This window comes from Psychrobacter sp. NPDC064578 (assembly GCF_044901245.1).
Classification (GTDB): Bacteria; Pseudomonadota; Gammaproteobacteria; order Pseudomonadales; family Moraxellaceae; genus Psychrobacter; species Psychrobacter cibarius_C.
Genome location: NZ_JBJDPI010000005.1, coordinates 122,916 through 143,152, shown reverse-complemented (window position 1 = coordinate 143,152; position 20,237 = coordinate 122,916). Strand labels below are relative to the sequence as shown.

Genomic DNA, 20,237 nt, shown 5'->3' with positions numbered 1-20,237 from the left:
TATCCAAACTCGATGTCATCTTAACGTAACCTAACGGCTGTATAGTGACTGACGCATGCTCTATAGTGGCTGATGCATAATGCACTGATGATAAAAAGTAGAGAGAATAGTTTAACAAGTTTAATAAAACAAAACATCACATTAAAAACTTTTAACTGGATTAACGATAGGATTCGCGTATAGTTTGTCAGGTAGCCCAAAGCAGTAAAGGCTTAATAGAAACAATCATACCAAGAAATTTCAATCAACTTAACTATCAATCAACTATAAAGGAGCCAATCATGGCGTCTATTATTAATCAAGAAATCCCAGAATTTTCAGCTGATGCGTACGTTAATGGTGAATTCAAAACCATCACTTCTGAAGATGTAAAAGGCAACTGGGCAATCTTTTTATTCTACCCAGCTGACTTTACCTTTGTTTGCCCAACTGAACTTGAAGACATGGCGGCTCATTACGACGAGCTTAAAGGTTTGGGCGTAGAAGTATACTCAGTATCTACTGATACTCATTTCACGCATAAAGCATGGCATGATTCTTCAGAAGCGATCGGTAAAGTACAATACCCAATGATCGGTGATCCTACTGGCCGTATCACTCGTGGCTTTAACGTCATGATCGAAGAAGCAGGTTTGGCTGAACGCGGTACGTTCCTAGTTGATCCAGACGGTTTGATTCAAGTTGCTGAGATTCATGCTGGCGGTATTGGCCGTAGTGCAAAAGACATGCTACGTAAAGTGAAAGCAGCTCAATATGTTCGTGAAAACGATGGCGAAGTTTGCCCTGCCGCTTGGGAAGCTGGTCAAGAAACGCTAAAACCAAGTCTTGATCTTGTTGGTAAAATCTAACTCTTGATTTAACGAACTGGTTCAATACTTTAGATATTTGTAGTGCTGTATATCCTACTTTGAGTTAAATCAGCATTATAAATTAAGACCCCATCAGCATAAGTTGATGGGGTCTTTTTATGTGATTTATCAATAAATGTTTTTATTCATGCATCGTGATAATAAGTGAAGCGCTAAGCATGAGATTGTAGTTTATTTTTATCAATTATCTTATAAATCTCATCTTTTAAATGCAGTTTTCGTCGTTTCATCAGTTCAATTTCTTCATCGCGACTGGTGTGTGTCACCAAGTTTTTATCCAACTGATTAATCTGCTGATCTAGCTGGGTATGCTCATCAAAGATCGTCGCAAAATGACTGTCTTTTAGCTTAAGCTCAGCAATAATGTCTTTGTTATCTTGCCATGTATCAGTCTTTCTCATGTTGTCATCCTTGTTATGAAGCGCAAGCTTGTAGTAAGCATCCGCGCATGGTCGTAAGATTGTTTTGATGAATTGCTATGATTTTGAGACTTGATTTTATTAAGCCAAAACACTATTTAGCTCAATATAGATAAGACCTAATAGTAGCAGAAAGCTTCTTTGATAAACTTGCATAAAAGACAATCTGCAACGAGGGAAATAAGAGTTTTTCCTATTAACCTCATTTGATTGTAGCGAAAAAACAGCCTTGTTACCACGATAATAATTTAGATGTGTATTGAAATTTAATTTAAAATAATAATTAATGATTGGTTTTATAAAATATAAGGTTTGAGTTTCTCAGCTTGCCGAAACCCTCAGAACCTATGATAATAGAGACATCAAAGGGCATAAACTTATGGCCTATAATATTTTAGATAAAATTATTAATACCAAATAGTCTATATTTGAACGAGCAACATGACAGTTGCCGTTACATATCCAGTAATGATGAGGAACAAACATGATAGATAAAAGTTTATTAGATGCCATCAAAAGTTACAGCGAAAAAATGACTCGTCCAATTACCTTCGTATTGGGTAGTGGCGAACATAGTAAGCGTGCTGAGTTGATTGATTTTTTGACTAAAATCGCTGGCACCACAGATAAAATCAATTTTGATGCAACAGCAACTGATGATAGCTTACCAAGTCCAATTAGCTTCAAAGTGGTCAGTCATGTCGATGGTGAATTGACTGATACGGGTATTGTTTTTAGTGGTATCCCCGGTGGTCATGAATTTACCTCGCTGATTTTGGCTATTTTGCAAGCCGGTGGTCATACGCTAAAATTGGATGAAAGTATTCAAAAGCTGATTAAGCGTTTTAATAAGCCACTACAGTTTCAAACTTACGTATCGCTATCTTGCCACAGTTGCCCAGAAGTGGTACAAGCGCTCAACCAGTTTGCACTATTGAACGATGGCATTAGCAACGAGATGATTGATGGTGCTCTATTCCAAGAGCAGGTTGATGCTAATAACATCCAAGGTGTACCAGCGGTATTCTTAAATGGTAAACCGTTTGCCAATGGTCTCATCGACACGGCCAAATTGATTGGAAAGTTGCAAGAGCAATTTCCTGACTTGTTAGCAGAAGCTGATGACGATGCTGAGCAGTTAGAGCAGCAAGATGTGACGATTATTGGTGCAGGTCCAGCTGGCGTTGCCGCTGCAATTTATACCGCTCGTAAAGGCTTAAAAGTGACGATGGTTGCTGATCGTATCGGCGGACAGGTGAAAGACACGCAGGATATCGAAAACTTGATTTCTGTGCCTTTAACCACTGGTACTGAGCTATCAGCGAACTTTGAAAAACATTTACGCGAATACGATATTACTTTAAAAGAGCACGTCAGCGTCAAAGAAATTAGTGAGACAGAAGATGAAAATTATCGCATTCATCTAAACACGGGTGAGACGTTTGAGACACGCAGTATTATCTTAGCGACGGGTGCTCAGTGGCGTAAGCTTGGTGTTCCAGGTGAAGAAGAAAACATCGGTAAAGGCGTGGCTTTCTGTGCTCACTGTGATGGCCCATTCTTTAAGGGTAAAGATATTGCTGTCGTCGGTGGTGGTAACTCTGGTATCGAAGCGGCATTAGATCTTGCTGGTATCGTGAAGCATGTAACCGTGCTTGAGTTCGCGGATGATTTAAAAGCGGATCAGGTATTGATTAACAAAGCCAAAGAGAAAGCCAATATCGAATTTATCACTGGCGCAGCGACGCAAGAAATTAAAGCGACTGATGGTAAAGTGACTTCGATCGTTTATCAAGATCGCAGCACAGGTGATACTCATGAGCGTGACTTGGCAGGGGTGTTTGTACAGATTGGTCTAGTACCGAACTCTGCGTTTGTTAAAGGCTTTGTTGATTTGAACCGTTTTGGCGAGATTGAGATTGATGAGCGCTGCCGTACTGATCGCAAAGGTATCTTTGCTTGTGGTGACGTCACGACTGTGCCATTTAAGCAAATTAATATTGCGATGGGTGAGGGTAGTAAAGCGGCGTTATCAGCGTTCGAGTACTTGGTTATGCAGTAAGTTATTTCACGCTAAATTTAGTCTAACAAGCCACCTCTTTTGAGGTGGTTTTGTTGTAATAGACAGCTGGAAATTTTTTATATGTAAGTCATCATTTGGATTTCTCAATTTCTTTATGTAGATTTTTCCAATGATTTTTAATTTGTGAGTCAATTCTGCTGTAGTTACCCATTATTTTATGGGCATTTTTAGCATATGTTATATAGTTGCCCCAGTTTATGGCATACTTGTCAGGTTGCCATTGATCTGTAGTATCTTGTACACGTTTATATTTTATGCAGCGTTTAGCGCCAATATACGAGTATCTTTTATACAGTCTTTTTCTAAAGATTTCACCTCTTGTATCATTATTTATCTTGCTGCTATAAAACCCACTTCTTCGCACACCTTTTTTCATTTTTCGGTAGTAGTTGGCTAGAGAGCTTGTCTTTAGGCGTACATACTCACCGTCAAAACTGAAACCGAGATACTCAAAATTTCTGTTGATACTATTTGGCGTTATTCGGTCATTAAATTCTTGCTTGCAAATGACTTTACCTTTATGGACGGAAAAATGAAAAACTTGAGTTTTTCTCTTGTGAATATTTAGTTTTATTTCTTTAATTTTATTTTCAAAAAGTTGAATGATATGTGATTTGTGTTTGACTGGACAGATAACGACCATATCGTCAGAATAACGCCGATAAAGCCCACCAATTTTTGATATTTCATCATAAATTGCTTCATCAAAGCCCAGCATATATATATTTGCTAATGTTGCACTGATAGCAGAGCCTTGACAAATGCCATCTGTTACAAGTGTGCTGCCAATTCGTTTACTCGATCTTATTAGTCCTTTCTTTCGAATTGTGTGTATATCTTGCATTTTACAATAGGCAATAGCATTTTTATTGTATAAATGCTCAATTCGCTTTATGGACTTATTCGTAAATTTTCCGTCATTTTTTCTGATTAAGATACTATCTTTGAATAAATTGAAAAGATGATTTTCTGCGACATAGGAAAATCTAGTGATATTCTTAAACACGTTATAATGGTCTTTTGGTAGGTTATCTGTATCAAGTACTTCACACCACTTATTTTTAAGAACGGTATGGTTTAAGCTAGGAAAGAAGTTCTCAATATCAAAAGCTATAGCAACAACACTATTGTCGTCATCTATATTGTTTTTAATATATTCAAAAACTTCGTCTGCGAAGTAAATGTTATTTTTTTTAGGAGGTTTTTGAGTGCGGTCAGGTTCTAGTTTTTTGGGTGTCTTTCGGTAAGCAGTAACTACCTTGGTTAGGTTTCTATCTTCTAATATATCTTCATACTTTACGTTTAGTACGTGAGAGTAGTAGGCATAAATATTTGAGTCTAGATTATTCGCATAATAGATATCTCTATTTTTTGTACTCTTGTCAGTGCGTTTTCCATTATTTATCAATTTTCCATCATTGTCATACTCTTTTCTATAACGATTCGTAGATATGACTTTATGAATGAATGGAGCGAAACCATGGACAGCTATTTTATCTCTATTTTTTATATATGATATGGTCTGTCGACGATTTTCAGAAGGTAGTCCAATATGAGGATATCTTTTAATTTTATACCAGCTATCTAGGTCTTCTTCGTTTTTCATATATTTATAATTTATATTAGAAGTGAGGGAACGGGGCTAGCATTTTTGCGCTTAGAGCGATTAATAAAAACGTGATAAAACTGTCCTACCGTTACCATAGGAGGTAACACCCCTTTTATTGGAAATAATTACTTTCATGCTTACGGAAATTGTCACTATGATGCTTCAATACCTTGTTACACTAATCGTACATAATCTATGTGCTAACTGCTCACAATATGATATTTGCTTAACTAAGCAGCTTTCTACTTAGCGGCGACCTTTGCAGGTACCTAGTTATAGAACCAAACTTAAATTAATTGCTTTTTCCCTCACAATATTGAATTTAGCACACCCCTGATTTATTGTAAAATTATTTACTAAAGAAATGCAGCTCGATGTGTTTAAGGAAATAAATAAAAAACGCCCATTCAAAATTTGGACGGGCGTTTTTTCAGCAGTAGCGATTATATTTAAATCACTATCAATCGTCTAATAAATCCATACGCTTAGCTGCTTCGTAGATACCCGTTGAGCGGTTGCCAGTACGGCAAAAAATTAGCATTGGCTGTTCAGCTTGATTGAAGAAATCAGCAAACTCTTCGACATTGTTTTGATTAAGCTCACTACCAGCGAAAGACACTTCTTTATAAGCAAGACCTGCTTTTTTAGCGGCAGCTTCAATCTCAGCGCTGGTCGGTTGATTCGGCTCTTCACCATCTGGACGGTTGTTAATAATGGTTTTAAAACCATTTTCAGCAATCATAGGTACTTGATCAGGGGTGATTTGTCCGGTAATACTAATTTGATGGCTCATAAGAGCTCCTTTTTATTTTTTAGCGTAAAAACGAAACTTTTGCGCTTGGATTAAAATATTTCAATAAGGTATAGCGGTTTTTACAACAAACCTTGCATCAATGCGCTTTGATACAACAATTTAGCACGTGCACCTGTTCCGCAAAACATCAATATTGGTTTAGGCATAGAGCGATAAAACGCCGCAAACTGCTCGACAGTCGCCATGCTCAAGCGCTCATCATCAAAGGGTAAATGATGATAAGTAAGGTTGGCTTTTGTCGTCGCACTGGTAAAGTCGCCGCTATTGGGCTGCGTTTCTGTCTCGGCATCAGGACGAATATTGAGCACGGAGCGGTAGCCAAGCTCAGCAATCTTGGTGCATTGGCTTGGATAAATTTGCTTATAAATGGTTAAGTTATCGGTCATAAGTAGCTTCGGTCGCGTATATTAAAAGACGTTTGGAGGTATCGTATTGTAGCTAAGTGCCATTTTATAAAGGCTGTACTTTAGGTATCTCTTCTAAAGGCTGTATTTTTTAAGGGCTTATACCAATTTAGCATAACACAGCTTTTATCATATCTATATTTTGTCACAGCATAATAATAATTATGCTTGATTGAGCAACATAGTCTCACAGACCGATTAGACATCCTTTAGCGCATTTACCGCATCCATCGTGCTTAAATAAACTTGACCTGAGAGGTTAGTAATGACCGGAGTATGCTCGATGATGTCCATTACTGGCCCTTTAATAAAGCTAAAGTTTAAATGTTTATTTTGGTTCAACAGCTCTTGATTGAGGCTAATCAGCATCTCTTGTCCGGTCAAATCAATATGATTGACTGCTGACATGATGAGTATGACCTCATGCGCTTCTGGATATTGCTGAGTGGCTTGTATGACCCTACGATGGACGGATTCACTATTGCCAAAAAATAAGCTCTCATCGATACGCAGCATCAATAAATTGCTAAAGGTCACCACATCGTGACGGTTTATATTGCGAAAATGCCCTGTGCCAGCTAGCTGACCAACCACAGCGACGTGCGGTTTACTCGATTGCCAAATGAGGCTAGCAAACGACACCATCAAACCAATCACCAAGCCAGTATTTAATCCAAATATCAATACGCCGATGAATGCCGCCAAAAAGCTGGCCGCATCTAGACGGTCGCGTTGCCATGCCGATTTCAAGGTTGCCATATCAATGAGACCGATGATCGATGCCATGATGGTTGCGCCCAATAAAGCGTAGGGCAATGGTGCGAGTACATTGCCAAAAGCGATTAAAGCAGCAATCATGACCAGCACAGTTACTAAACTTGCAACTGGTGTTTTGGCACCTGAGTCGGCATTGATGGCGGTACGCGAAAAGCCGCCAGCGACGGTAAAGCCTTGAAAAAAGCCACCCGCCATATTGGCGAGCCCCAGTCCAGTCAGCTCACTATTGGCGTTAAAAGCCTCACCGCGCAGGCGTGCATAGTTGCTGGCGACGGAGCTGCTAGAGACAAAGATAATCAATGCTATCAAACCTGCGCTAGGTAATAGATTCAGCGCCTCATCGAAGTCTGGTACATAGGGCAGGGTAAAGGTTGGTAAGCCTTGTGGAATACTCCCAATCGTGGCCACGCCGTTCGTGGTCCAGTGTAAGCTGATGCTCAAAACAATCGCAATACCGAGCAAAATGAGCGGAAATAGTCGCTCAGCCCATTTGGCATAAGACGCTGATAACCAAGATTTCCATAGCCATTTGCTACCGTAGCGATTGGCCACCAACAGTGCAAAAGCAATGACGCCAATAACTAAGGTTAGTGGATGTAGCTGGCGCGCATACATTTGCATGCTTGATAGATAACCGATTAAGTTATTTCCCGCAATAGGAATCGCAGTCAGATATTTAAGCTGACTGACAAAAATCAATACGGCTGCACCACTGATAAAGCCTGCTGAAACGCCGCGACTGATAAACTGCATAATCCAGCCAAGTTTGAGCCGCCCTGCTAGCCATAACATCGTACCAACCATCAATGACAGCAAACTTGCCATCAATATATACTGCTGAGAGCCCTCTGTAGCATAAGGGTGCAGGCTGCTGGCTGTCATAATCGCTGTAATAGCGACAGGCCCTACTGCTTGCACATTACTCGAGCCTATCCATGCATAGACCAACACGGGAACGATGGCCGCGTAGAGTCCATAGACGGGTGGTAATCCTGCCAATACCGCATAACCTAAGCTTTGTGGAATGACGAGCACCCCAACCACCAACCCAGCAACAACGTCAGTTGGCAAGGCAGACAGCTGGTATTGACGCAACCAAGCAGGAATCAGACGAGCGGTGATAGAAGGCATAGCAATATGTCATCACAATATATAGTCAAACCTATATAAATCAGATACGGTGTCAGGCTCGCTTAGTCTACTATTTGTAGTACTTTCGCTTGCCTTCCTTGTATCTAAACTATATTGAACCGACTATAGTAGAAAAAATTGAATAGAAGAAAATTTAATTACAGCTAAGCGCTAAATTCACAAGGTAATGCTGAAAAATGACGCTAACAAGTGATTCTAAAAACTCAAGCCAATAAACTAGCTGTCAGTTTTGGCACAAAAGCGTTCATACAATAAATGTAACACCGCCAAGGCATCGTCACTGGCAATACTATAATAAATTTGCTTGCCTTCGCGGCGGGTCGTCACCAGCGCATCTTTGCGTAGAATACCAAGCTGCTGTGACAAGCTTGGCTGACCAACACCGACTAAGCTTTCAAGCTCGCTGACGCAATACTCTCCTTGAGTCAACTGACATAAGAGTAATAAGCGATCCGGATGTGAAAGCGACTTTAATAATTGGCTGGCTTGCATGGACGCTTGCTGCATTTGCTCAGCAAGGTCTTTAGGGGCAAAGTCTGCTACGCTAGATGACGCATCATCAATGCTAGTAGTCGAGGTGCTCAATGCTGAAGTAGAAGTAGTCAGAGCAAGCTCCTTATATAAGACATAATAAAAAATTTAGGATTAATAGCTAAGATAAGATTAATTATCAATGATATTGCCACGGATAGCAAGTTATCATTATTTACATTATATAAATTGATAAAATGTTAAATCGTTGCTATATTGGCATGCATCGTTGATAAATATGTGGCGGTCAATACGATAAGCTGAAGCCGGTGCATATTATACTGAACAATTTATCAAAAAATAAAATATTCATCTAAAAGCAAAGAGGTAGCCATGCAAGTTCATTCATTCTTACATAGCGACACAGAAACTTATACTCACGTACTCGCGGACGTTCAACAACAAGTCTGTGCCATCATCGATCCGGTGTTGGATTTTGATGCTAAGTCAGGGCGCACTAGTACTACTAGCGTCGATGAGGTGATAGGGTTCGTCCGCGAGCATGGTTGGGAGCTGGTTTACATAATAGAGACTCATGCGCATGCTGACCATATATCCGCCGCGATACATGTCAAAGATACACTTGGCGGGCAGTTGGTAATCGGTCAACATATCACCGAAGTGCAAAAAATATTTAAGCAAATATTCAACTTTGATACCAGCTTTCGCACCGATGCCAGCCAGTTCGATATTCTAACGGATGAGGGCGATACTTTGGTGCTTGGCAATATTACTATTACGGTCATGTATGTACCGGGTCATACGCCGGCAGATATGGCCTATATTGCGACTGATGATGAAAAGACCGTGGTCTTTGTTGGTGATACTTTATTTGCTCCTGATGTCGGGACGGCTCGCTGTGACTTTCCAGGTGGCGATGCCAAGACGCTGTACCACTCAATCAAGAAGCTCCTTGCTCTCCCTGAAGACACGATAATATATCTGTGCCATGATTATCCAAGCAAGGGTCGTCAACACTGTCCAACCACGACTGTCGCTGCACAAAAACTGGGCAATATCCATGTCAAAGATGGTATCAATGAAGCAGAGTTTGTGCAAATGCGTGAGCGCCGCGATGCCACTCTTGATATGCCGCGTCTAATTATTCCATCGGTACAAGTAAATATCGATGCAGGTCATTTCCCAGAGCCAGAAGACAATGGTACCCGTTATCTCAAAGTACCGATTAATGTACTTGGGCAATAAGACAGATATCAGGATAAGCAGACATCAGAATAAGCAAACATTATAAACATGCATCACGTTACGTAAGCACAATACGAGTATAAGCCATCATAATGCTAGTCTTTACCGTAAACACATGGCTATATTACTCCTCTACCATTAAGCCTTCACACTTAAGGATTGAACCATGGAAATTAATATCGGCAGTACTGAGCGTTTACTACGTATCATCGCGGGTGTTGTGATTATCGGCTTGGGTTTGTATTTTCAAAGCTGGTGGGGCGTGATTGGCTTAGTGCCTTTACTCACGGGACTCTTCCGCTTTTGTCCTTTGTATAAAATGCTTGGGGTGAATACCTGCAAGCGTTAAAAAGTCGCTAGATTTATTGTCATAAATACATAATCAAGCATGGGTATTGGATACTTTGATCGACCAATACCCATGCTACTTGTATAGGAGTTTTATAATGAGTGAGCAAAACTCTCATCTGGTCTGCCCACATTGTCAGGCAACCAACCGCATACCAGCAGCCAAACTTAGTGCTGCGCCAAATTGTGGCAAATGTGGTCAGCCGTTATTAACGGGGAGTCCTCATGAACTAAACGCCCAAACGGTTCGTAAAGTCATTCAAAAAAATGAAGTCTTGACCATCGTTGATTTTTGGGCGAGTTGGTGTCAGCCGTGTCTGATGATGGCACCGCAGTTCAAGACGGCAGCCAGTCAGTTGCCACAAGTAGTGTTTGCCAAAATACAAACCGATAAATATGAGCAAGCGGCGGCACCTTATAATATTCGCAGTTTGCCAACCATGGTGGCTTTTAAAAATGGTAGAGAGATAGCACGGCAGTCAGGTGCGTTACCTAGCGATCAAATTGTTCAGTGGGTACAAAGCTTACATTCTTGAGTTTTAACGGATTATGATTATAAAAAAGCCAGTATGCTTATTGCATGCTGGCTTTTTTATAACAAATACTATCTAAAGTCATCAAAGAGTTGAGCAGTTAAATATTACTTATCAAACTTAACTTATTAAATATAATCTATTACACATAATCTATCACGTATTACTCGCCATAAATCTTAACACCATTGGCAAAGCTACAACGCTGAATGCGGGCGGATTGAATGATGGCATCACGCTCGCCATAGAGCCTTGATAATTTTGCATCGCGCGCCTTGGTATTGTTGCTTTTGCCCACGCCAAAGCTAATATTAGGGGAGATGCCCCAACGCCCTGCAGAAACCCCAACCCCGACACCTGAGGCGGATAAAGTTGATTGCTCATTGCGCGCCGCGTCGACATAGCGATTGACGCGGGTATATTCTTGACTAAGGGCTTGGCAATCGTAACTTTGATACGTGCTTGGCGGTACATATTGTGGCGTGACATTACCCGTCGAGGCACAGCCTGAGAGACCAAAAATGCCAGCTGTCGCCAGTAGTGTCGCTGCAGTAAGAGTTTTCATAGTGGCTCCATTAGGCTAGGTTGAGGCGATTGTATTTATGTAAGATAGCAAAAATAATGGGATTAAGATATTGAAAATATAGCACTTATTAAATATTTTCAATGCTAGTAATATAAGTATTTGCACAATCAAAATATGATATGTTTATTAAAATAAGTTACCAGGTTTAGCAAAGGCTAGTACCACAATGCCCACATATGCCGCTCCAGCAATAAGAATACCGGTCTTTCTTTGGCTAGATGTGGCGTTATTATTAAACGCTTTGATACTGGCACTGATAGCCGCAACGAGTAAGATTATTTTTGCAAATACCCATTGTATGGGTGCATTGGCACTCATCAGCTGCATTAGCATGACTGCCCCTGACACAATAATGAGGGCATAGAGAATGTGCGAAGAGATTTTAACCACGCGTGGCGCTTGCTTGTTTGAGCTTAATACCAAATAGCTCTGATATAAAAACAGGGCAATGAGTAATACAGCCATGAGCATGTGTAGATGTTTCATGAGATATTATTTCCTTTAAAGGTGCAGTTTCAGCGCTTACTGGTTACATATAATTATGGTATGGAAAGCACTATCTTCGCAATCGTTCGTTATTAGCCCTTGTTTTGTCCAGCACATAACGGACTATCAGGGCTTTGACCTTGCCATTCTATTGGGGTGTAAGCATGAATCGCTAAAGCATGGATTTGACCGCCTTGCGAGGTTAATAAGGAGTTTGCCAGTCCATATACAAGCTGATGCCGTGCGACCAATCTTTTGCCTTCAAAAGCATCACTAACGATCGTAAGCTTAAAATGGCTTTCTTTACCATCAAAATAACCAGAATGATTCATTGACTCATTCAACAATTCTATATGTTGCGGCTGCAACGCTTGTAGCTCAGCATTGAGCGCATCAGCGGTCGGTGTTTTACTCATAATAATCTTTCCATATATTTTGCCTAATAGTACTTGGCGGTATCATACTTAGCAATTTGTGAATTGCAAATAATGCCCATTATAGCAGACGCTATTAGCAGTAAAGCCTGCTATTAAGTGGCGTGTGCCTGTAAGCGATTACACTTTTGAGCTATCCTGTTTTTAAAAAATATAGCAATGAAAGATATTCTTTTTAACATACTGTCTTTAATGACGATAAATAATAGCCAGTCATGACAAGTAGCGGTATCTGTTAGCTATCAGCATAAAAAAGCAGAGCACAATTTATAACCTGTACTCCGCTTTTATAAGTAACAATCATTATAAGTAACAGCCATTTACTCAAAGCATGAAGTCAAACCACTTCATTAGCGACGCGCTTTTTGATAAAGCGGCATCACTTTAGGCATTAACGATTGCAATTGAGCAATACGATTGCTGCTGGTCGGGTGAGTGCTTAAGAACTGTGGTGGCTCACCTTGACTCGCGCTTTGCATTTTTTGCCATAAGGTAACCGCTGCTTGCGGATTATAGCCAGCACGTGCCATTAACTCTAAACCAATTTGATCGGCTTCAGCTTCTTGTGTGCGACTGTGTGGACGGCTCAGCCCCAAATCCCCAGCGACGTTTGCTAGCTCAGCTTGACCTTGCGACAGTCCAAAGATGCTTGCCGCTACACCGATACCAGTCTGCGTGGCATATTGGCGTGAGAGACGTTCACGTGAGTGCTCACGCAGCGCATGTGACATCTCATGACCCATAATGGCCGCAATCTCGTCATCGGTGAGATTCAGGCGGTCAATGATACCCGAGTAAAACATGATTTTGCCACCCGGCACCACAAAGGCATTCAGCTCATTAGATTTGATCGTATGAACTTCCCATTGCCATTTCGCCGCATCTGGACGGTAGACGCCGACCTGACCGACCAAACGATTAGCGATGTTCTTTAAGCGATTAAGCTGAGCCTTATTGGTATCTAGTACGCCGCGCGCTTTTGCTTCTTGCAGCGTTTTCGCATAACTCTGTGCAGACAGCTGCAAAACTTGCTCACTAGAAACCAGTAATAGCTGCTGACGGTCAACGCCGACGGCACCAGTACTGGTGGTGCTGGTACAACCTGTCAGGGCTAGTGCCGACAATGAAGCGGCCATCACGGTGCTGGTCAGTAATTTTTTCATAATAAACATCCTCGCTGTAAATGATAAAAAGTAAAATAGAACAAAGTGGCGGTTAATAATAAAGCGGTTGTCGTTAAAGTGATTATCGTTGAAACAGTTGTCGTTCAAATGACTCGTATTAAATTTTTTGTGGCATAAAGAGTTAAAGCAGCAAATAAGGCAATTTTTTATTAATGTTCCACCTATGCTTGCTACGTGACCTGAACAGTAAAATTTTACCCGAACTGTCATTAGGCATAAGTATAATAATGTTACTAAGGCAAAACCAATGCAGGAAAAGTAACAATACAGCGTAGGATTGTAAGTGAGAGGAACGTTGACACCAACAAATCTATTTTTCGCGACTAACGTCTATAAACTTGATAGGCGGCATAAATCTCAGTCAAAAAATAGTCTCATAGGCAATGAGATACTACCTACAAGGACAGAGCTTTAGATTTCTAACATTATTGTGAAAAATAACTGATATTATTGTAAATAAATAATGATCGCTAAATCAATTATTTATGATAATCACATCAATAAATAGCGAGTTAAAGACATAATATTGGAAATAAACGTTAAAAATGAGGTTGACAGGGTTAGAATATCTGATAGAATAGCCAGCCTATCGAGACGGAGTTGTTGTTAACAACACTACAATTCGATAATCAGCGGGAATAGCTCAGTGGTAGAGCATAACCTTGCCAAGGTTGGGGTCGAGAGTTCGAATCTCTTTTCCCGCTCCAAATATGGCTTGAAAAAGCATCAAAGCCTCACTTTATTGTGAGGCTTTTTTTTGTCCTGATTTTAAGGGTTGTCATTGTTTCTTAAGAATATTTCGATGACATTCCAAGCTACTATCGACGGAATTCACGACATAGATTACTAAAAGTTGTAGCGCCAAAACTAAGTTACAAAAAATGGTCAATTTGACACATTAGCCTCAGTTTAATCACGCATAATTATAGAGATCGTTTAAACGAATATAACAAAAAATAATCCATCTATAGACCATGATGATAATAAGGAATAATTATGCAAGAATTCAAACATAGAGCATTCAATGAATTATTTGATCTGTCAGGAAAAACTGCGATTGTGACGGGTGGTGCAAATGGTATTGGTAAAGCAACGGCGCTACGTCTAGCACAAGCTGGGGCAAATATCGCCATTGCTGATTTGAAATTAGAAGATGCAAAGGCTGCGGTCAAGGATATCGAAGCGTATGGTGTAAAAGGCTTGGCAGTCGAATGTAATATCTTGAAAGATGAAGATTTAGTCGCTATGGTAGATAAGGTCGTCGCTGAATTTGGCACTGTCAATATTTTAATCAATAATGCTGGTGGCGGCGGCGGTGGTCGTGAAAACCCAGCCACAGCATCGGTCGATGATATTCGCCGTGACTTTGAGTTGAATGTTTTTAGTGGCTGGCGCTTGTCTCAATTATGCGTGCCACATATGAAAGCGTCGGGTTATGGCTCGATTGTATTTACCACTTCGATGTCGAGTATCAATAAAAGCCCGAACATGAGTGGTTATGCGGGTTCAAAAGCGGCTGTCAATCATATGGTGGCGAACTTGGCACATGATTTTGGCCCTGAGGTACGCGTCAATGCGGTTGGACCTGGTGCCACGCGTACTGATGCGTTAAAAACTGTACTAACACCAGAAATCGAAAAGAAAATGCTAGAGCATACGCCGATTCAACGTTTGGGTGAAGCCGATGATATCGCTGGTGCTATGCTGTATTTTGCCGCACCACTATCTGAGTGGGTCAGTGGTCAGACCATATTTGTGAATGGCGGCGGTGTGCAAACCTTAGACTAAGCTTATCTACATATGAAGGTATTTAAACCATGATGTTAAAGCTATAGTAAATAGTAAAAAAACCGTTATGAAAAGCGTCGTCCAACGTATAGTTGGGTGACGCTTTTATCGTTTTAAGCCTATGTTTCATGATGAAGATGCTGGCGCATTGATAGGCTGCATCTTTCAACTGACTGAATATGCTCAATTGATGATATTCAAGTTACTCAAAGCAAATATGGGCGACCTCATTGCAAAAAGTTTGCTTGCCATTTTTAAAACCTGCGATGGCTTGTGAATTGATTCTAATCGCTTCTACCGCGTCTTTCGCTTCTAATATGACTAGGGTAGCCGGTGCTCCTACTTTAACCTCCGTTTGCCGTGACAAAAGCTTCGCTGCATTTTTGCTAATCATATCGAATACCTCCGCTATCTGCTCATCTTTTGCTAATTGAGTGATATTGGCATACATATTTGCCATTCTAATCAGTGAGGCATCACCGTAAGGCGTGAAAGCATTTAAAATATTATTGCTAGGAATAGTCGTATTGATGCCCATCGCTAATAGCTCATTGGCGTTGACCATGCCTCTAGGAATGAGCGCCTCATAATCACGCCCATTTAAAAATATGTCGGTGGCTGGTAACACCGTCAGGGTCATGTCAGCAAATTTCAGTAAGGCAGCCATTTCTATACGTTTGTCTTTGTCCATCGCTGACAGTTTAGTCACATGACCAATAGACACGCGACCTTGATAATGGCGCTTGATGGTTTCTTCAACCAATTTTGGAATGCTCGAGCCTTGTGGATCCAGATCAAAATCTAAATGAAAATCAACATCGACGTCAAACTGCTCAGCCAAGTCAAACACCATTTCAATATGCTTGTGAGGATTCTCATCTTTGTATGGACAGCCGCCAACCAAATCAGCGCCTTGCGACAATGCCAGTTTTAGTAGCTCATAAGTATGCAGGTCATTGGTCAATCCTGATTGCGCAAAGGCGCAAATCTCTATATCGATGGCAAATGCATAGGTGTCGCGGGCTTTTTTGATGGCATTAAAGGCACGCATCTCTGTTTTTGAATCTGTTTCAACAAAGGTGCGCAGACCAACGGTGCCTTTTTTAATCGCCATCTCAATCACTCGTGAAGCACGATTAAACACATCTATTTCCGTAAAATCCTTTTTAGCCTTACCTGTTTCTTCAACAGCCTCGTTTAAATCACCTTGCTCTATAGTACAGCGATCAAGGATGCAGGCTTTATCAAGGTGAATGTGGCTCTCATAGAATCCTGCACAGACAAAGTAACCTTTAGCATCGTAAATTGCTTTTGACGCATCATCATTTTCAGTTTTTTCCGCAATATCGTCAATACTCTCGATATAAGCGCCGTTTATACTGATATTGACCAAGTTTTTATGATTTGGTAATTGGGCATTTTTTATAAGTAAATCAAACATCGTTTTTCCTTGTTTTTTTGCTTGGAGTGATTCAACGATCAATGGCATTTTAGTGTCAAGAGTGGGGGTTTTAAACTTTAAATCCGCATGACTATTCGATGTTTTTATTTTTTCCTACTCAACGGTCGTTTTTTGTTCATGAGTGGTTAGGGGCAAGCGTCATCGAGTCTAATATATGGAATATAATGACCACCGCTACGGTATGTAGACTTTGTTTATAAATAGACTATATCGTTTTTACCAAAAAACATACTTAGTTATTGATATTTTATTGTTATAATTATCTTATAAGTTTTGAGTGTAAGTTAAGATATACTAATAATAAAAAGAGTAAATAATAAGCTAGATTTAGCTTTATACCTTGAAACTACGAAGGCATTTCTGTGATGGAATGACTTTATTTAAATACAATCAGATAAATAGGAAAAAGTATGTCAAATATCGATGAGTCGTTACAAGAATTAATGAATCTTGATGGTGCAATGGGTGGCTGTATCGTCGACTATATGTCAGGCATGGTACTTGGTATGGCTGGCGGCGGCGTTGACTTAGAACTTGCAGCAGCAGGTAACTCGCAAGTGGTAAAGGCGAAGGTAGCAACGATGAAGTCATTAGATATCAAAGGTGAAATCGAAGATATGTTAATCACTTTGGAGTCTCAACTGCACATCATTCGTCCTACAGCCAAGCATGAAGACTTGTTTATTTATTTGGTGCTTGATAAATCAAAAGCCAATCTTGCATTAGCCCGCCGTAAGGTACAAGCGGTAGAAAATAAACTAGAGGTATAATTCGGTTGGTCGTGTTCAAAAAATGAGTGATTTATCAAACCCTCCTTGTTGCTTATCGCGCCTTAAATAAGACAAGACTGGCAACAAGGTCAAATTCGCTATGTACGTACTGTACATAGCGAATTATTATTTTATAGACAGTAGGAATAACTTAACGAGCGTGAGCCGTTTTATCAAGTGGTGGCAAAATGAAGTGTATTGCATACGTCAGTAGAGTGCCTATCAGTGATCGCACTATTCGAATGCCTACTGGGTTATCAGACATCGTTAGCGTCTCTCGTAAGCACAATCCAAAATCGCAAATTACGGGTATCATCTCTTACCGTGACGGTCAGTATCTGCAAGTGCTAGAAGGCCCTTATCTGGAAGTAGACAAGTTAATGAGTAAGATAGCTTCTGATCCTAGACATGAAGATCTTTGGGTGTTTTTGGATGTGCGCGTGATCAAACGCAGCTTTCATAATTGGGCTGTGAGCGTGTTTGATTTTGTGGATCAAGGCAACTTTTTTAATGCGTTCATTGAGAATAATAGCGCTGTGTTAAACAGCTTTAATGAGTCTCAACAAAGACGTATTCAACCGTTTATTGATATAAAAAAATCTGATACGGTGCCTGAAAAGTATTATGAAGGTAAGGATTTAAGATTACTGGCATGGCCTGATCTCAACAATGAAAGCCAGCCGCAGATGATGATGAACCTGTGTATCAAATTGACTAAAAAGCCTTATTCGTTTAATGCACTAGCGGATAGTGGTGATTTTGGCAGCCATCATCAAGTCACACAGATTATCAGAGAGTTTGATCGTTTAGGTTTATTGAGTGTCACAGAGGCAGCACCGATACATAAGCAAACCGTAAATGAGAAAAAACCTAATAAATTTTATGGTGCGATCAAAAAATTCTTAGGAATGAGGTAAAAAATTGAATTATCAGAAGCTAGCAATCATTGGTGAAGTAGGTGCTGGAAAAACTCGGTTGGTCAAAACCCTAAGCGAGATAAGCCCCATCGAAACAGAAGCAAAATCTAGTATTGATATCGGTAAAGAGTACACGACAGTCGGCATCGATTATGGGCGTATCACTCTGTCTGACGATATGGCACTAGGTATTTACGGTGTGCCAGGTCAAGAGCGTTTTTCTTTTTTATGGGAGTTCGTCAATCAGTCGCTATGGGGATTGCTCATTTTGATTAGATATGGCGAGACACCCGATTATGCCAATTTAGATAAGCTGTTACACTTTTTTGCGCCAGAAAAAAATCAGACCACGTGTATCATTGGTATCACTCATTGCGAGGATGCTGACAAAGATAGCCTTTCAGCACTGGGACAAGAAATAAGAGTGATGTTGATGCAGCATAACGTGGTGGCACCTGTGCTCCATACAGATCCTAGAAACAGAGAGTCCGCCGTGTCTCTGTTGTCATTATTTAATACCCTTAATAATCAAGACTAATGCCAGATATGACTATGTTAAAAGAAAAATTAGACGAAAAATCACCAGCAAAAATAGCGTTATTAAGCCACATGAAAGCATTGTGTGACGCCAATAGAGAAGTCATATTGGTTAGCTTATGCACCACAGATGGCTTTCCCATTAGTTGTTTTTCGATCAGTGAATTGAGCAATCAAACGGACAAGTTTGCAGCGATGAGTAGCACACTATCAGCACTGAGTGATTCATCCGCGAGTCAAATGAAGCAGGGCAAGTGCGACATCACTATCGTCGAAGCCACTGCTGGAAATATGCTATTTGTCAAAACTGACTATATTGGTAAACCTTGTGTATTGACTGTGGTAGCGCAGAATAAGATGGCACTAGCAGAAGCAAGATATAAAACCAAAAAACTGATTGGTGTCATTTCTGCTATCACTGAGTAAGGCGCACAAGTAACCAAGATTGCTGGATTCGGTAGGGCTATAAGCGATAATTCGACTGTGATAGACATGTGATATTATTTGCGTGAGCAAATATCGACACTGTATTCAGATATCGACCTTGTATAAAGGTAATGCCCTGACCTTTGACGGCCATATCTACCAAAACTCAGCATTAGTGGCATTAATTTTGCCATGAATCCTGTGCTTAAGCTTTCTGCCTTCTTCGTCCGTCAGCTCTAGATTGCTTCTTTTGCCCAGACCATATTGTAAAAATTCATGATTTCTCAAATCTGCTAGCGTCTCAAGTAATCCCATTCTGCTCAGATAATCGGGACTGGTACAGAGCGAATAACGAGTCAGCGCCATCCGTTTTGCTTAGTCGCTGGAATCTTGCAGCTCTTAATACTCGACCAGCTCATACCCTTCTTCGATCAAGTCAATGTGTCGATCAGAAAAATCCAACTCAACGTTTAGGACGGGACAGCAGTGCTGTATCTATCGGTGATGGCGCGTAATGAAGAATTTCTATAGTACATTGCGTAGAGGCTAGAGGCTTGTCACGTATTAACTATCGGGTGAATAGGCTGAATTTATGCTGTTGGTTCTATTCTAAAATGAATGGTTCTATTTTGAAGTAAACGGTTCTGCTGTGGTTATTTGACGCTATATTTACAGTGTTATTGTTCTGAAATTTAGAGGAGTTAATTACAGTCAATAAATTTTTTTGATAGCTTATTTTTTATAACCTGTTCTTTGATAGCGTAATATACAAAGCACCACTTAACGGATTGTTGAGCGGTGCTTTTTTGAGTCAAAATATCAGTTTTAAATAGTGGTTTTTTAGGTACTCATTTTAACGATACTGAGTTTAAATATACTAAGCTTAAATATACTATCAAGGA

General features: G+C 40.3%; 22 protein-coding genes and 1 tRNA gene. 11 read left to right on the top strand and 12 right to left on the bottom strand.

Features of this window, described 5'->3' with window-relative positions; genetic code table 11:
- Positions 1-281 precede the first annotated feature (281 nt).
- A complete protein-coding gene (gene ahpC / locus ACI2JM_RS07600; RefSeq protein WP_045453533.1) occupies positions 282-848 on the top strand; it encodes an alkyl hydroperoxide reductase subunit C in 567 nt (188 codons plus the stop codon).
- A 173-nt stretch (positions 849-1,021) separates the two neighbouring features.
- Here ahpC and ACI2JM_RS07595 read toward each other — a convergent pair whose 3' ends face one another.
- Positions 1,022-1,270 carry a YdcH family protein gene (locus ACI2JM_RS07595; protein WP_045444089.1) on the bottom strand — a complete coding sequence of 83 codons (249 nt, stop codon included), beginning with the start codon at positions 1,268-1,270 and terminating at the stop codon, positions 1,022-1,024.
- A 502-nt stretch (positions 1,271-1,772) separates the two neighbouring features.
- On the opposite strand from ACI2JM_RS07595, the gene ahpF reads away from it, so the two are divergent.
- Entirely contained in the window at positions 1,773-3,350 is a 1,578-nt protein-coding gene (gene ahpF / locus ACI2JM_RS07590; RefSeq protein WP_045453535.1) for an alkyl hydroperoxide reductase subunit F, read from the top strand.
- 91 nt (positions 3,351-3,441) lie between these two features.
- On the opposite strand, the gene ACI2JM_RS07585 is transcribed toward ahpF, so the two are convergent.
- From ACI2JM_RS07585 to ACI2JM_RS07565, 5 genes are all read right to left on the bottom strand, one after another.
- Positions 3,442-4,977, bottom strand: coding sequence for a reverse transcriptase domain-containing protein (locus ACI2JM_RS07585; RefSeq protein ID WP_404643302.1), 1,536 nt, complete (start codon positions 4,975-4,977; stop codon positions 3,442-3,444).
- 463 nt (positions 4,978-5,440) lie between these two features.
- Positions 5,441-5,773 carry a TIGR01244 family sulfur transferase gene (locus tag ACI2JM_RS07580; protein WP_404643300.1) on the bottom strand — a complete coding sequence of 111 codons (333 nt, stop codon included), beginning with the start codon at positions 5,771-5,773 and terminating at the stop codon, positions 5,441-5,443.
- A gap of 80 nt (positions 5,774-5,853) precedes the next feature.
- Entirely contained in the window at positions 5,854-6,180 is a 327-nt protein-coding gene (locus ACI2JM_RS07575; RefSeq protein ID WP_201600578.1) for a beta-lactamase hydrolase domain-containing protein, read from the bottom strand.
- Positions 6,181-6,396: 216 nt separating this feature from the next.
- Positions 6,397-8,106 carry a SulP family inorganic anion transporter gene (locus tag ACI2JM_RS07570; protein ID WP_198330186.1) on the bottom strand — a complete coding sequence of 570 codons (1,710 nt, stop codon included), beginning with the start codon at positions 8,104-8,106 and terminating at the stop codon, positions 6,397-6,399.
- 237 nt (positions 8,107-8,343) lie between these two features.
- The gene (locus ACI2JM_RS07565) at positions 8,344-8,712 is read right to left on the bottom strand and encodes a helix-turn-helix transcriptional regulator (RefSeq protein ID WP_319020723.1); all 369 of its coding nucleotides are present in this window, start codon (positions 8,710-8,712) and stop codon (positions 8,344-8,346) included.
- 279 nt (positions 8,713-8,991) lie between these two features.
- Here ACI2JM_RS07565 and ACI2JM_RS07560 point away from each other — a divergent pair, with 279 nt between their 5' ends.
- The 3 genes from ACI2JM_RS07560 to trxC all read left to right on the top strand — a co-directional run bounded on the left by ACI2JM_RS07560 (position 8,992) and on the right by trxC (position 10,748).
- Entirely contained in the window at positions 8,992-9,864 is an 873-nt protein-coding gene (locus ACI2JM_RS07560) for an MBL fold metallo-hydrolase (RefSeq protein WP_198330187.1), read from the top strand.
- 166 nt (positions 9,865-10,030) lie between these two features.
- Positions 10,031-10,213: a DUF2892 domain-containing protein gene (locus tag ACI2JM_RS07555; RefSeq protein ID WP_198330188.1), complete on the top strand. Its 183-nt coding sequence runs from the start codon at positions 10,031-10,033 to the stop codon at positions 10,211-10,213.
- Between the two features lie 97 nt (positions 10,214-10,310).
- Positions 10,311-10,748 carry a thioredoxin TrxC gene (gene trxC, locus ACI2JM_RS07550; protein ID WP_198330189.1) on the top strand — a complete coding sequence of 146 codons (438 nt, stop codon included), beginning with the start codon at positions 10,311-10,313 and terminating at the stop codon, positions 10,746-10,748.
- 160 nt (positions 10,749-10,908) lie between these two features.
- Here trxC and ACI2JM_RS07545 read toward each other — a convergent pair whose 3' ends face one another.
- The 4 genes from ACI2JM_RS07545 to ACI2JM_RS07530 form a co-directional block, all read right to left on the bottom strand.
- Positions 10,909-11,310 (bottom strand): hypothetical protein, encoded by a 402-nt coding sequence (locus tag ACI2JM_RS07545; protein ID WP_045444098.1) that lies wholly within the window; start codon positions 11,308-11,310, stop codon positions 10,909-10,911.
- A 147-nt stretch (positions 11,311-11,457) separates the two neighbouring features.
- Positions 11,458-11,817 (bottom strand): SirB2 family protein, encoded by a 360-nt coding sequence (locus tag ACI2JM_RS07540; protein ID WP_404643296.1) that lies wholly within the window; start codon positions 11,815-11,817, stop codon positions 11,458-11,460.
- 92 nt (positions 11,818-11,909) lie between these two features.
- Positions 11,910-12,233, bottom strand: coding sequence for a BolA family transcriptional regulator (locus ACI2JM_RS07535; RefSeq protein ID WP_055124744.1), 324 nt, complete (start codon positions 12,231-12,233; stop codon positions 11,910-11,912).
- A 368-nt stretch (positions 12,234-12,601) separates the two neighbouring features.
- A complete protein-coding gene (locus ACI2JM_RS07530) occupies positions 12,602-13,414 on the bottom strand; it encodes a M48 family metallopeptidase (RefSeq protein ID WP_045453551.1) in 813 nt (270 codons plus the stop codon).
- A gap of 653 nt (positions 13,415-14,067) precedes the next feature.
- Between ACI2JM_RS07530 and ACI2JM_RS07525 the strand changes: the two genes are divergently transcribed.
- Positions 14,068-14,142 (top strand) — tRNA-Gly (locus ACI2JM_RS07525).
- Positions 14,143-14,431: 289 nt separating this feature from the next.
- Positions 14,432-15,223, top strand: a complete 792-nt coding sequence (locus ACI2JM_RS07520; RefSeq protein WP_404643293.1) for a glucose 1-dehydrogenase — start codon at positions 14,432-14,434, stop codon at positions 15,221-15,223.
- Positions 15,224-15,425: 202 nt separating this feature from the next.
- Here the strand turns inward: ACI2JM_RS07520 and ACI2JM_RS07515 are convergent, their stop codons facing one another.
- Entirely contained in the window at positions 15,426-16,664 is a 1,239-nt protein-coding gene (locus ACI2JM_RS07515; RefSeq protein WP_404643291.1) for an amidohydrolase family protein, read from the bottom strand.
- A 431-nt stretch (positions 16,665-17,095) separates the two neighbouring features.
- On the opposite strand from ACI2JM_RS07515, the gene ACI2JM_RS07510 reads away from it, so the two are divergent.
- The 4 genes from ACI2JM_RS07510 to ACI2JM_RS07495 all read left to right on the top strand — a co-directional run bounded on the left by ACI2JM_RS07510 (position 17,096) and on the right by ACI2JM_RS07495 (position 19,335).
- Positions 17,096-17,455, top strand: coding sequence for a hypothetical protein (locus tag ACI2JM_RS07510; protein WP_045444104.1), 360 nt, complete (start codon positions 17,096-17,098; stop codon positions 17,453-17,455).
- A 188-nt stretch (positions 17,456-17,643) separates the two neighbouring features.
- Positions 17,644-18,372 carry a BLUF domain-containing protein gene (locus ACI2JM_RS07505; RefSeq protein ID WP_404643289.1) on the top strand — a complete coding sequence of 243 codons (729 nt, stop codon included), beginning with the start codon at positions 17,644-17,646 and terminating at the stop codon, positions 18,370-18,372.
- A gap of 4 nt (positions 18,373-18,376) precedes the next feature.
- Positions 18,377-18,910, top strand: a complete 534-nt coding sequence (locus ACI2JM_RS07500; RefSeq protein WP_060491787.1) for an ATP/GTP-binding protein — start codon at positions 18,377-18,379, stop codon at positions 18,908-18,910.
- Positions 18,911-18,918: 8 nt separating this feature from the next.
- Positions 18,919-19,335 carry a hypothetical protein gene (locus tag ACI2JM_RS07495; RefSeq protein WP_140412966.1) on the top strand — a complete coding sequence of 139 codons (417 nt, stop codon included), beginning with the start codon at positions 18,919-18,921 and terminating at the stop codon, positions 19,333-19,335.
- 156 nt (positions 19,336-19,491) lie between these two features.
- On the opposite strand, the gene ACI2JM_RS07490 is transcribed toward ACI2JM_RS07495, so the two are convergent.
- Complete coding sequence (locus tag ACI2JM_RS07490; protein ID WP_198329500.1) at positions 19,492-19,701, bottom strand: hypothetical protein; 210 nt, start codon at positions 19,699-19,701, stop codon at positions 19,492-19,494.
- Positions 19,702-20,237: the final 536 nt, after the last annotated feature.

Coding starts and splice junctions, on each gene's coding strand:
- ACI2JM_RS07495 (WP_140412966.1), top strand. CDS start 18,919: ATGACTATGTTAAAAGAAAAATTAGACGAAAAATCACCAGCAAAAATA.
- ACI2JM_RS07580 (WP_404643300.1), bottom strand. CDS start 5,773: ATGAGCCATCAAATTAGTATTACCGGACAAATCACCCCTGATCAAGTA.
- ACI2JM_RS07545 (WP_045444098.1), bottom strand. CDS start 11,310: ATGAAAACTCTTACTGCAGCGACACTACTGGCGACAGCTGGCATTTTT.
- trxC (WP_198330189.1), top strand. CDS start 10,311: ATGAGTGAGCAAAACTCTCATCTGGTCTGCCCACATTGTCAGGCAACC.
- ACI2JM_RS07515 (WP_404643291.1), bottom strand. CDS start 16,664: ATGTTTGATTTACTTATAAAAAATGCCCAATTACCAAATCATAAAAAC.
- ACI2JM_RS07575 (WP_201600578.1), bottom strand. CDS start 6,180: ATGACCGATAACTTAACCATTTATAAGCAAATTTATCCAAGCCAATGC.
- ACI2JM_RS07510 (WP_045444104.1), top strand. CDS start 17,096: ATGTCAAATATCGATGAGTCGTTACAAGAATTAATGAATCTTGATGGT.
- ahpC (WP_045453533.1), top strand. CDS start 282: ATGGCGTCTATTATTAATCAAGAAATCCCAGAATTTTCAGCTGATGCG.
- ACI2JM_RS07490 (WP_198329500.1), bottom strand. CDS start 19,701: ATGGCGCTGACTCGTTATTCGCTCTGTACCAGTCCCGATTATCTGAGC.
- ahpF (WP_045453535.1), top strand. CDS start 1,773: ATGATAGATAAAAGTTTATTAGATGCCATCAAAAGTTACAGCGAAAAA.
- ACI2JM_RS07530 (WP_045453551.1), bottom strand. CDS start 13,414: ATGAAAAAATTACTGACCAGCACCGTGATGGCCGCTTCATTGTCGGCA.
- ACI2JM_RS07555 (WP_198330188.1), top strand. CDS start 10,031: ATGGAAATTAATATCGGCAGTACTGAGCGTTTACTACGTATCATCGCG.
- ACI2JM_RS07595 (WP_045444089.1), bottom strand. CDS start 1,270: ATGAGAAAGACTGATACATGGCAAGATAACAAAGACATTATTGCTGAG.
- ACI2JM_RS07520 (WP_404643293.1), top strand. CDS start 14,432: ATGCAAGAATTCAAACATAGAGCATTCAATGAATTATTTGATCTGTCA.
- ACI2JM_RS07560 (WP_198330187.1), top strand. CDS start 8,992: ATGCAAGTTCATTCATTCTTACATAGCGACACAGAAACTTATACTCAC.
- ACI2JM_RS07535 (WP_055124744.1), bottom strand. CDS start 12,233: ATGAGTAAAACACCGACCGCTGATGCGCTCAATGCTGAGCTACAAGCG.
- ACI2JM_RS07505 (WP_404643289.1), top strand. CDS start 17,644: ATGAAGTGTATTGCATACGTCAGTAGAGTGCCTATCAGTGATCGCACT.
- ACI2JM_RS07570 (WP_198330186.1), bottom strand. CDS start 8,106: ATGCCTTCTATCACCGCTCGTCTGATTCCTGCTTGGTTGCGTCAATAC.
- ACI2JM_RS07540 (WP_404643296.1), bottom strand. CDS start 11,817: ATGAAACATCTACACATGCTCATGGCTGTATTACTCATTGCCCTGTTT.
- ACI2JM_RS07585 (WP_404643302.1), bottom strand. CDS start 4,977: ATGAAAAACGAAGAAGACCTAGATAGCTGGTATAAAATTAAAAGATAT.